The sequence below is a fragment of the Sorangium sp. So ce124 genome (assembly GCF_051525235.1).
GTDB lineage: Bacteria > Myxococcota_A > Polyangia > Polyangiales > Polyangiaceae > Sorangium > Sorangium atrum.
The window spans coordinates 984,128-994,441 of sequence record NZ_CP150312.1 but is presented as its reverse complement, the minus strand read 5'-3'; the positions used below and the strand labels follow the sequence as shown (position 1 = coordinate 994,441).

Below are 10,314 nucleotides of genomic sequence, written 5' to 3'. Positions count from 1 at the left end.
CGCCTCAGCCCCCTGGCGCGGGCGCGCTCGGGCGCTCGGGCGTATCGCGCGCAGCGCTCGGGCGGCTCCGCTCCACGTGGTGGAGGAAGGCGTCGGTCAGGTTCGTCGTGCCGGACCGCCCGAGGAGCTCGGGCAGGGTGCCGGCGTCGACGACGCGGCCCTCGTGCATGAGGGCGATGCGATCGCAGAGGTACTCGGCCTCGCTCATGATGTGCGTCGAGAAGAGGATGGCCCTGCCCGCGGCGCGCTCCCGCCGGATCGACGCGACGATGAAGCGGCCGCTGAGGATGTCGAGCGCGGTCGTCGGCTCGTCGAGGATGAGCACCTGCGGCTCGTGGAGGAACGCGCGCGCGATGTTGGCGCGCTGCTTCTGCCCCGTGGAGAGCGTGCCGCACGGCCGCGACGCGAACGCCTCCATCTCCAGGTCGGCCACGAGCGCGTCGATCCGGCGCGAGAGCGCCGCCTCTTCCATGCCGTACAGCCGACCGAAGTAACGGAGCACCTCGCGGGGGGTGAGCCGCTGGTAGAGCTGCGTGTCCCCGGAGAGGAAGCCGAGGCGCTGCTTCGCCTCGAGCGGCCTCGCGGCCAGGTCGACGCCGCCGACAAGGATCCGCCCCTGGTCCGGCGACAGGATGCCGGCGAGCATCCGCAAGGTCGTCGTCTTGCCCGCGCCGTTCGGCCCGAGCAGCCCGACGACCTCCCCGGCGTACACGGCGAGATCGACCCCGTCCACGGCCGTGACGCCGCCGTACCGCTTCACCAGACGCTCGGCGCACAGGGCGGGGCGCATGGGAGCGTCTCCTAGTTCGGTCGGCGGCGCGGCGCAAAGCGCCCTTCGTACGGGCCCGCACGCAGGGCGGCCCCGGCGCACCGCCGCCTGCTCGCGCCGCCCGGTCGCCCCCGTCCAGGCCGCGTGGCGGCGCCGCCTCTCGACGTCCGCCGCGGGCTCCCTAGACTACGCTGACGTCCATGCCAACGAGCCCGTCCTCGATGCCCTATCGCGACCGTACGACGCCCGAGCCGGTCCAGTGCCCCTGCGGCCACGGTCGCGATCATTACATGGTGAGCGCCGAGGCGGAGTACCGCGTCCTCGGGTACATCCAGCTCGCGTTCGGGATCTCGGCCCGGCCGACGAAGGTGAAGTACAGGTGCCGGCGCTGCGACTCGGTCTTCGCGACGACGAAGGATCCCGCGGTCCTCGACAAGCATTACTGACGTGCGGCGAAGCGAGCGCGCGTGAGCGACACATGGCCGGCCGCCACGCGCGGCCCGGAGGCTTCAGCTTCATGAAAGGACGCGTCCTCATCGTCGCCGGATCCGACTCGGGCGGCGGCGCCGGAATCCAGGCCGATCTCAAGGCCGTCACCGCGCTCGACGCGTTCGGCGCGACGGCGATCACCGCGCTCACCGCCCAGAACACCCGTGGCGTCGACGCCGTGTTCCCGGTGCCTCCCGACTTCATCGGTCGCCAGATGGAGGTGGTGCTCGACGACATCGGCGCGGACGCCATCAAGACCGGGATGCTCCACTCGGCGGAGGTCATCGACGAGGTCGCGCGCGTCTACGAGCGCCTCGGCCGCGGCGCGCCGCTCGTGGTGGACCCCGTGATGGTCGCCAAGGGCGGCGCCCGGCTGCTGAAGCCCGACGCCGAGGGCGCCCTGCGCGCCCGGCTCCTGCCGCTCGCCGCGCTGCTCACGCCGAACATCCCCGAGGCCGAGGCGCTGACCGGCGTGGTCATCGACAGCGTGGACGCGATGCGCAGCGCCGCCGCGCAGCTGCTCGCCATGGGGCCGCGCGCCGTGCTGCTGAAGGGTGGCCACCTCCCGGGCGCGACGGTCGTCGACGTCCTCCGGGCCGCGCCGGGGCCCGGCGCCTCCGGGCTGCCGGAGGGCGAGCAGCTGTTCGAGGACGCGCGCATCGAGACGCGCGCGACGCACGGCACGGGCTGCACGCTCGCCTCGGCCATCGCCGCTGGCCTCGCCCAGGGCCTCGCCCTCGTCCCGTCGATCGGGCGCGCGCGGCGCTACCTCCGCGAGGCGATGCGCTCCGCGCCGGGGCTCGGCCACGGCCACGGTCCGCTGAACCACGCCCACACGGCGCGGCCGTTCCCCTGAACAGCGCGGCGCGCCGCGCGCGACTGTGGACGGCCGCGACGACCGCGGCGGCCGCGCCCCGCGGGCCCCGCACGGTGGCCAGGCGGCCCTGCGCAGGAGCGGCGGGGCGGTCCCGTGCGGCGCCGAACGGGCCGCCTGCAGCCCTTGTGCAACGACTCGTTGCGCCCGGAGCTCGAATGGACGACCCTGCGCGCAGTCCGTATCGGCGTCCCGGCGCGTCTCCTTCGGCGCCGTCGCGGAGCTCTTCCTCACCCTTCGTGCGCCCGTGGCCGTGACCAAAGATCCCCTCCCTCCCATCGACGTCGGAACGGTCATCAACGACCGCTACGAGGTCCTGAAGAGCATCGGCAAAGGCGGCATGGGCGAGGTGTTCTTGGCCTTCGACCGCCTCACCCAGCAGCAGGTTGCGCTCAAGGTGGTGCCCGAGGCCTCCGCCATGCCCGGCGACGACGAGGCCCTGCGGCAGGAGGTGATCCTCGCGCAGAAGGCTCGCCACCCGAACGTCTGCCGCGTGCACGACCTCGCCCCGAGCCCGTGGGGGCCCATCCTCGTGATGGAGTACATCCCCGGGCAGACGCTCCACAACCACATCCGCAAGCGCAAGACGTCGGGCGGCTTCAGCGCCGACGAGTTCCGCAAGATCTCGACCGACGTCTGCGCGGGGCTCGCCGCGATCCACCAGCAGGGGCTCGTGCACGGCGATCTGAAGCCCGGCAACGTGATGGTCGCCGACGATCGCGCGGTCATCCTCGACTTCGGCTTCGCGAAGGAGCGCGCCCGCGCTGCCGTGCGCAAGCCGGGGGCGCCTCCGGACGGCGGCACGCCTCACTACATGTCGCCGGAGCGGCTGCGCAGCGGCGGCGCGAGCCCTGAGGACGACGTCTACGCCGCGGCGCTGACGCTCTGGGAGATGTGGACCTGCCGCGTCCCCGAGCCCGGCTACAAGCCGCGGCTCAAGACGATGAAGCAGCAGATCACGTTCGACGTGCCCGCTGCGCTGACGAACGACGAGATCAGGCAGATCTTCCGCGCGCTGAACCCGGATCCGCAGATGCGCCCGCAGGCGCGGCACATGCGGTTCTTCAACCCGACGCAGACCGCGACCGCGCCGATCCAGCTGCCGCGCGAGCGCATCGATCCAGGCCCGGCGCCTGGGCGGGCCATCAAGACGCAGTTCACGCCCGGCGCGCAGTCGCTGCTCATCACGTACGCCACGAACGCGCCCGACAGCGTCGCCACCCTGTTCCCGCTGCAGAAGCCGGTGCTCTCCATCGGCCGCCGCAGCGATCAGGATCTCGTCCTCGCCGAAGCGACCGTCTCCGGCTCACACGCGCTCCTCCGCTGGCAGACGGGCTCCTGGCTGGTCGAGGATCTGAACAGCACGAACGGCACGTACGCGGACTTCCCCTTCGAGCGCAAAGCGCAGGTCTCGCTGCTCCACGGGGCCGAGGTGCAGCTCGGCGAGTGCCGCCTCATGGTGGTCACGTTCGGGCCCGACTCGCCGCACCACGACAAGGCGAAGCGCTACCTCGCCCGGCGCGACGGCCTCACGGGGCTGCTCGTGCGCGAGCACCTGATGAAGGCGATCGACGAGGACGGCTTCTTCGCCGAGTGGGCCGAGGTGCCGATGCAGATCGCGCGCTTCGAGCTCCGCGGCCAGAACGGCCTCGTGAGCTTGCGACCGACGATCCTCGAGATGCTCGCGCTGCGCAAGGCCGCGCTTCAGGTCGTCGATTTGACCCAGACGCTGCTGCTCAGCCTGACGCCGGCCGCGGCCGGGCGCACCGGCCCGCTCACGTTCGTCGTCTCCATCGTGGGTCCCAACCTGGACGAGGCCCAGCACGTGGTCGAGCAGGTCGTCGCGCAGGTGCAAGGCACGCTCCCCGAGACGCTCGAGCTGACCGCCACGCTCGTGAAGTGCGAGCCTGGCCGCCCCGCGCGCACGCTGATCGACTGAGGCAGACCGCCGGGCCGTTGCTCGACCGTCGCTCGAGCAACGGGACCGGGCCGCGGCTCGAGCGCGTGCTCCGTCACGAAGACGCGGAGCCCATCACCAAGCGCAGCGCGCCGGTATCAGCCCGCGCAGCGCCTGCCCCCTGCGAGCGCTCTTGCGCGACGGGAGCCCGCTCCCAGGCCGGAGCAGCGAGCGGCTACTGAACGGCGAGCTGCTGGGCTGTGAGCGGCTGCTGGGACGGCCCGCTGCACGCCTCACCCGGAGCGGCGACGCCATCGAGCACCACCTCGCCGGTCGACTTCCGGACGTCGATCTCCCCCTGCCAGATGAGCTCTGCGCTGCCCTGAGTGTCGACGACGTCGCGCAGCAGCCGCACGTAGACCTTGCGCTGGGCGACCTCGGGAATCGCCACCGCGAAGTCGAACGCGCAGACCGAATCACACCTCGGATTCGTCGCGTCGGGCTCGTCCCTCTCGGTGATCTCGTAGATGCTGTCGATCCTGTCGACGTGCATCGCGCGCTGGCCGCAACAGTTCAGCAGGAGCCGGCTGTTCGCGATCTTCAGGGCCCCGCTCGCCCGGTCGTAGCGCCAGCGCAGGACCTCGGCCCCGCAGTAGCTCTCCTCTCCCTCGGAGGCGAGCCGCCGCTCCGGCTCCACGAACCCGCCGGCCTCGCTCACGAGCCCCACGTGCGCGGGCTCCGCCTCCAGGCACGCGCTCAGACCGAGCAGCGATCCCACCGTTGCAAGCGCTCCACAGACCCCCAGGTACTTCATGCCCCGACTTCCTTGGCTGTCCCGCGACACTGTTAAAATACGCCCAAAGAAAAAGAACCAGGGCCTCTAGATACGCGCTTCACGTGTCCGCTACCTGCGCCTAGGGATTCAGCTGCAAGCCGACGTACGTAAGGTGCGAACGCATGCCGCACCCCGGAGCAGCTGCACGCACATTCGAGTGTGATCTACGGGTTTCTGGAAACCTTGTCCAGGCGAAAGTGGCAGAGTTAGCCCGATTCTCTGACCATGAACGTCATGGTCGGTTCACCTGCTCTGCTATCCCACGCGTCGCCACACGCCGCGCGCCGACATGCGCGGCGGGACAATTCGCGAGCTCTCCCCTCCCCCTGCCGACCGCACCGCGGACTCGAGGTGCGGCGGCACGTTCGGGGGGCGCGTGCTCAGCGCCTCATCGCGCGGCGACGGTCTTGCTGCGCTGGCGCGGAAGGCCTTTCGCCTGGCAGCCGGCTTCCGCGGGGGTTTCGTCGAGGACGACCGCGCCGCCGGAGACGCCAAGATCGACCGAGCCGCTCCAGATCACGGCCGGGCCGCTCTGCTGATCGACCACATCGCGCAGCAGCTTCACGTAGATCTCGCCCCGCGGGACGTCGCGCACGCCGACCGACAGATCGAAGGCGCACTGCTCGCTGCAGCGACCTCCCGCGCCGTCCGGCGCGTCCTGCTCGGTGACCTCGAAGAGGTTGTCGATCCTCTCGACGTGGATGGCGCGCTTCCCACAGCAGTCGAGCATCAAACGGGCATCGGCAAGACGGAGCATCCCCGCCGGCTCATCGTACTGCCAGCGCAGCACCTCGGCGCTGCAGTAACCCCCGTCCTCCGCCGCGGTGAGCCGGTGCTCCGGGTCCCTGAACCCCCCCTGCTCGCTGATCCTCGCTTCCTGAACCGCCGCCACCGAGCTGCAGCCACCGGCGCAGAAGGCCCAGACGATCGCGATGGCGGTCCAGATACGGCTCGACACCATGCTCTTCTCCATTTCCCCTCGGCTGGCTGGCCAGGGCGGTTCGCCCCAATCTTGTTGCAATTTTCCAGCCAACTCTCCCCCTGAGCAGTCCGGAGGCTAACCGCGACCGACGCGGCGGGCCAAGGAAGCGGGGGCTGCGAGCGCGGACTCCCTTCGCATCCGCTCGCAGCAGCGGCGCGGAAGGGCGCGCACGAACTACCCACGTCAGACGTGCCTGGACGTAAAAAGTTGTCGTGGAGAGAACACCTGGCTCAGCCACGATGCGGGCGGCCCTCGATCGGACACTCGCCGGATGTCCGGGCCGTGCCCGCGGCTCGCCCGCGTCAGTTCTTCGCTTCGACGGCCTTGCCGGGCGGAAGAGGATCCCAGCGCAGCGAGTCCCCGAGGAGGTTCGAGATGCGCTTCGGGCGCTGCCCGTCGACGCGCATGACGTAGAGCCCTGGCCCCTCGCCGGAGGTGCGCGTGGAGAAGAACGCCACGAGCCGCCCATCGGGGCTGCAGGCCGGGTACCCGTTCCTGCCCTGATTCTGGGTCAACCGCACGAGGCCGCCGCCCGTCTCCCCCGAGGCGACGAGATCGGTGTTCTTTCCCACGCCGACGGCATAGACGGCCTTCACACCGTCGGGGTGGTTGCAGAACGTGGGCGCCGAGGCGAAGAGCCCGTCCGGAGAGATCGCCTTGTCGCCGACGTAGATGCGCTGTCCGTACCTGCCCTCGCCGGAGAAGGCGAGCTTGCCGGTCGGCGTGAACACCGGGTGCAGCGCCATCCCCACCTCGGACGCCGGCTTGATGCTCTGGAGATCGGGACCGGAGAACAGCTTGATCGTCGACCCCACCCCGATGCTGAGGGCGACCTGGGCGCGATCCTTCGAGAACGCGATCCCGTAGACCGAGCCCTTCACGGGCAGCGGGAGCGGGCCGCCGGCGGGCGTGAAGACCTTGTACTCGTCGCCCTTCACGCTCGCCGCGTAGTGGAGCTGCTCGTGCTTCCCGAACGCAGGGGCGATGGCGGTCTGGTCGGGCGGCGAGACGGCCCTGGCGTCGTGGCCGTCGGCGTCGATCGTGAAGACGCGTCGCAGCGAGCCCGAGCCCGAGGCGAACGTCATGTGGCTGGCGAAACCGCCGTTCTGACCGGTGAGGGCGCCGATCAGCTGATCGGCCACCCGGTGCGACTCGAAGCGCACGTCGCGGAGGGGCACGATGAACTTCTTGTCGAACACCGGGGCCTGCCCCCGGTTCACCAGGAACGCCTGGCCGACGAGCTCGACCTTGTCGGCGGCGACCTTCTTGCCGCTCACGCTCACGACCGCCTCGACCCCCTTCGCGGACCACGCCTTCACGTCCACCGGGCTGTCGGAGAGGTACAGGCCGTCGGGCGCGGCGCTGTCGGGCAGCACCTCGAACTCGCCGCACAGCTCGAGGTCGCGCCGGACCACGCTGTGGATCGTCACGTCCTCGGGGTCGGAGACGAGCGACGGCAGGACGCCGATCTTCGGGAGCGGGCGCGTCGCGCCGGCCACGACCGTGATGTGGCCGAGCAGCTCGTCCGGGTTGGGCGGCGCCGCCGAGGAGGCCGGCGCCTGCGCAGGAGCAGGGGGAGTGGCGAGCGCGGCGGCGGCGAGCGCCAGGGCGCCGAGGGCGTATCGAGCTAGTCGCATGTGGTCTCTCTACAGACGAACGTGACGCTGACCTGCTTCTGCCCGAGGTTGGGATAGTTCTCGGGCGGCGGCGGCAGCGCCTGCCCCTTCGCCGCCTCGAGGGTCGCCTGCGCGGCGGCGTCGAAGGCGGGATTCCCGCTCGGCGTCAGCGTGTAGCTCACCATCTGCCCGTCCGACAGGACGATCACCGCGCGCGGCTTGTGCTTCGTGAGCTCCTCCGGCGGGAGCCCCGAGCCGTTCACGCGGAACCTGCTCGAGAACCAGCCCGCGATGCGGGCCAGGTACAGATCCACGGCGCGCGCCTTGAGGGGATCGGTCTCGGTCCCCTCCTTCACGCCGTCCTCGTGGCCCTCCTGGTCGACGTTGGCGGCCGGGGCGGCGTCGGTCTTCAGATCGAGCTCGGTGTCGACCTGCTTCGCGACCGCGGCGTCGGGCGGCGGCGGCGCGGTGCCCGCGTCGGCGATCTTGACCTCCTTGGGCGGGATGTCCGCCTCGGTCTTGCCCGCGCTCGGCGACACGAACGCCTTCTGCTCGACGCGCGGCTTGGGCGTCTGGCGCACCCACCGGTCGGGCAGCTTCATCTTGTCGCGCTTGCCGCCCAGCTTGAGCAGCGGCGTGTCCATGTCGAGCACGGGCACGACCTTCACCGGGACGCTCGGCCCTTTGTCGATCTCCGGCGCCGCCGCGGGCACGGCGAGATCGGCCAGGCTGACCGCGACGGCGGCCCCCGCCTGCACGGCCATCGCCACCGCGACGGCGAGCGCGATGTCCCGCGGGCGGAAGTCGCTCGCCGGCCGGCGCTGCCCAGGCGGCGTCCTCGGTCCGGGCGCGCGCGCCGCAGCCGTGCTCACGGCGCCGATCCCCCCGGCCGAGGCGCGGCTCCGCCGGGCCGCGGCGCCGTTCCCCCGGGCGGCGGCGGCGCGCTCTCCGGCTCGATCTCCGGCTGGACGAGGAGGTTCAGCCCCTCGACCCCGGCGGCCCGGGCAGCGGCCACGACCCGCGCCACGGCCCCGTAGCGGGCGTCCTTGTCGGCGCGGATGTAGAGCTCCTTCTCCTTCTGCACGCGCCCGTTCGAGGCGAGCACGCCCTCGATGTCGGCGGTCGCGTCGTCCTCGCCGAAGAGGATCTTCTCTTCTTTCGTGACGGTCACGACGAGCTTCGTGTCCTTCGTCGGCGCCTCCTCGGCGGAGACGTTGGGCAGCTCGACCCGGAGCCCGGCCGTGAGCAGCGGGGCCGTGACCATGAACACCACGAGGAGCACGAGCATCACGTCCACGAGCGGCGTGACGTTGATGTCGCTGAAACCGCCGCCGCCCCGCCGCCTGCGCCCTCCACCGACCGACATGCCCATGACCGGCCCCGCCCCTCAGCCCTTCGGCATCACCGGCGTGGGCCGGTCGCTCGACCGCTGGAGCGCCAGCGGGATGGACTCCTGCATCCCCCGCGCGGAGAGCGACGCGATCTCCACCCAGCCCTCGCTCGCGGCCTCGAGCGCGGCGAGCAGGTCGTCGACGCGCTTGTTGATCCCGTTGTACGCGATGACCGCCGGGATCGCGGCGAACAGCCCGATCGCGGTCGCGATGAGCGCCTCGCCGATGGCCGGGGCGACCACGGGCAGCGACGCGCTCTTCTGCTGACCGATGCGGAGGAACGCGTCCATGATCCCGTAGACCGTGCCGAACAGGCCGATGAACGGCGACGCCGCCGCGATCGACGAGAGCGTCGGCATGAGCGCGCTCGCCCGCTGCGTCTCGGTCACGATCGCCCGCTTCGCGATCGAGTCGAGGAGCCGGCTCGTCCCGACGCGGCGGCTGAGCTCCATCACGACGCGGGCGCCGGGCGCGTCCGCGTGCCGCTGCGCGAGCGCGAACAGCTGATCGGGCGAGTGGGCGTGCGCCGACTCCTGCTCGAACCGCGCCTGAAGAGAGGCGAGCCGCGCGAGCTGGAGGACCTTGAGGACGGCGATCACCCAGACGAGGATCGCCGCGAAGATCAGCAGCCAGACGACGAGGAAGACGGGACCGGAGGCGTGAAGGACGAGGGAGACGGGATCGAGCTTGATCGGGACCGCCGTCGCCGGCTCAGGGGCGCTTTGCAGGAAGGCCATTTCGATCTCTTCGGGTCAGGGAGTCGGCTCGTCAGGGTTCCGCGCGCGCGGCCCAGTTCAGTGGAGTTTGCGGCCGCGGCCCCCTCCCTCGCCTGGAAGCGCGGCCGTGGCCCTCTTCAAGTTCGCCGAGCGCCGCGCGCGGCGCGGCGCTCAGTCCGCAAGCAGGATGTCGACCTTCCTGTCGCGTGCCCAGCCCTCTTCGTCCGTGCCGGTCGCCTCGAACTCGCCCTTCGACGAGGTCGCGATGCGGCCCTGCTCGAGGCCCTTCTTGCCGAGGTACTCGGCGACGCTGCCGGCGCGCTTCTGGCCGAGGCCCAGGTTGTACTCCGTCTCCCCCCGGGGGTCGGCGTGGCCGATGAGCTTCATCCCCTTGCCCTTGAGCGGACCCGAGACGAAGCAGCGCGCGAGCGCGTCGAGCGTGCCAGCCGCCTCGCCCTCGATCGCCGTCGAGTCGAACGCGAAGCGGGCGGTCGGCAGATCGCCGCAGGCCTTGAGGATCTTGTCGTCGATGCGGATCGATCCGCTCGTCGGCTTCGCGGTGTCCTGCTTCGGGGCAGGCGGGGCGGCGGTCTTCGCCACCGGAGGGGGCGCGACGTCGCTGGCGACATTCGCCGGCGGCTGCGGATCGGAGCCGCAGCCGGCCGCGAAGGCGGCGAGGGGCGCCGAGACCACGAGGATCAACGCAGGCAGTTTTGTCATGGGCATGCCGTTACCACGCCGGGAG

Annotated in this window: 11 protein-coding genes; 3 read left to right on the top strand and 8 right to left on the bottom strand. The window is 71.4% G+C overall.

Going from position 1 to position 10,314, the window contains the following annotated elements:
- Positions 1-4 precede the first annotated feature (4 nt).
- Positions 5-790: an ABC transporter ATP-binding protein gene (locus tag WMF19_RS03660; RefSeq protein WP_437897809.1), complete on the bottom strand. Its 786-nt coding sequence runs from the start codon at positions 788-790 to the stop codon at positions 5-7.
- Positions 791-990: 200 nt separating this feature from the next.
- On the opposite strand from WMF19_RS03660, the gene WMF19_RS03655 reads away from it, so the two are divergent.
- The 3 genes from WMF19_RS03655 (at position 991) to WMF19_RS03645 (ending at position 4,071) form a co-directional block, all read left to right on the top strand.
- Positions 991-1,215, top strand: a complete 225-nt coding sequence (locus WMF19_RS03655) for a hypothetical protein (RefSeq protein WP_437798798.1) — start codon at positions 991-993, stop codon at positions 1,213-1,215.
- Positions 1,216-1,286: 71 nt separating this feature from the next.
- Complete coding sequence (gene thiD / locus WMF19_RS03650; RefSeq protein WP_437897808.1) at positions 1,287-2,114, top strand: bifunctional hydroxymethylpyrimidine kinase/phosphomethylpyrimidine kinase; 828 nt, start codon at positions 1,287-1,289, stop codon at positions 2,112-2,114.
- A gap of 271 nt (positions 2,115-2,385) precedes the next feature.
- A complete protein-coding gene (locus WMF19_RS03645) occupies positions 2,386-4,071 on the top strand; it encodes an FHA domain-containing serine/threonine-protein kinase (RefSeq protein ID WP_272097771.1) in 1,686 nt (561 codons plus the stop codon).
- A gap of 193 nt (positions 4,072-4,264) precedes the next feature.
- On the opposite strand, the gene WMF19_RS03640 is transcribed toward WMF19_RS03645, so the two are convergent.
- The 7 genes from WMF19_RS03640 to WMF19_RS03610 form a co-directional block, all read right to left on the bottom strand.
- The gene (locus WMF19_RS03640) at positions 4,265-4,843 is read right to left on the bottom strand and encodes a hypothetical protein (protein ID WP_437897807.1); all 579 of its coding nucleotides are present in this window, start codon (positions 4,841-4,843) and stop codon (positions 4,265-4,267) included.
- Positions 4,844-5,252: 409 nt separating this feature from the next.
- Positions 5,253-5,825 (bottom strand): hypothetical protein, encoded by a 573-nt coding sequence (locus WMF19_RS03635; protein WP_437897806.1) that lies wholly within the window; start codon positions 5,823-5,825, stop codon positions 5,253-5,255.
- Positions 5,826-6,148: 323 nt separating this feature from the next.
- Complete coding sequence (locus tag WMF19_RS03630; RefSeq protein ID WP_437327485.1) at positions 6,149-7,483, bottom strand: tolB protein; 1,335 nt, start codon at positions 7,481-7,483, stop codon at positions 6,149-6,151.
- A complete protein-coding gene (locus WMF19_RS03625) occupies positions 7,474-8,334 on the bottom strand; it encodes a TonB C-terminal domain-containing protein (RefSeq protein WP_437897805.1) in 861 nt (286 codons plus the stop codon). Before WMF19_RS03625 ends, WMF19_RS03630 begins: the two co-directional genes overlap by 10 nt.
- Positions 8,331-8,834 carry a biopolymer transporter ExbD gene (locus tag WMF19_RS03620; RefSeq protein WP_437897804.1) on the bottom strand — a complete coding sequence of 168 codons (504 nt, stop codon included), beginning with the start codon at positions 8,832-8,834 and terminating at the stop codon, positions 8,331-8,333. The genes WMF19_RS03625 and WMF19_RS03620 overlap by 4 nt, the downstream gene beginning before the upstream one ends.
- A gap of 15 nt (positions 8,835-8,849) precedes the next feature.
- The gene (locus WMF19_RS03615; protein ID WP_272097765.1) at positions 8,850-9,590 is read right to left on the bottom strand and encodes a MotA/TolQ/ExbB proton channel family protein; all 741 of its coding nucleotides are present in this window, start codon (positions 9,588-9,590) and stop codon (positions 8,850-8,852) included.
- Positions 9,591-9,740: 150 nt separating this feature from the next.
- Positions 9,741-10,295, bottom strand: coding sequence for an OmpA family protein (locus WMF19_RS03610; RefSeq protein WP_272097764.1), 555 nt, complete (start codon positions 10,293-10,295; stop codon positions 9,741-9,743).
- Positions 10,296-10,314 lie beyond the last annotated feature (19 nt).

Bases quoted from the DNA above. Each gene is read 5' to 3' on its own strand.
- WMF19_RS03635 (WP_437897806.1), bottom strand. From the start codon at position 5,825: ATGGTGTCGAGCCGTATCTGGACCGCCATCGCGATCGTCTGGGCCTTC.
- WMF19_RS03640 (WP_437897807.1), bottom strand. From the start codon at position 4,843: ATGAAGTACCTGGGGGTCTGTGGAGCGCTTGCAACGGTGGGATCGCTG.
- WMF19_RS03630 (WP_437327485.1), bottom strand. From the start codon at position 7,483: ATGCGACTAGCTCGATACGCCCTCGGCGCCCTGGCGCTCGCCGCCGCC.
- WMF19_RS03610 (WP_272097764.1), bottom strand. From the start codon at position 10,295: ATGCCCATGACAAAACTGCCTGCGTTGATCCTCGTGGTCTCGGCGCCC.
- WMF19_RS03615 (WP_272097765.1), bottom strand. From the start codon at position 9,590: ATGGCCTTCCTGCAAAGCGCCCCTGAGCCGGCGACGGCGGTCCCGATC.
- WMF19_RS03655 (WP_437798798.1), top strand. From the start codon at position 991: ATGCCCTATCGCGACCGTACGACGCCCGAGCCGGTCCAGTGCCCCTGC.
- WMF19_RS03620 (WP_437897804.1), bottom strand. From the start codon at position 8,834: ATGGGCATGTCGGTCGGTGGAGGGCGCAGGCGGCGGGGCGGCGGCGGT.
- thiD (WP_437897808.1), top strand. From the start codon at position 1,287: ATGAAAGGACGCGTCCTCATCGTCGCCGGATCCGACTCGGGCGGCGGC.
- WMF19_RS03660 (WP_437897809.1), bottom strand. From the start codon at position 790: ATGCGCCCCGCCCTGTGCGCCGAGCGTCTGGTGAAGCGGTACGGCGGC.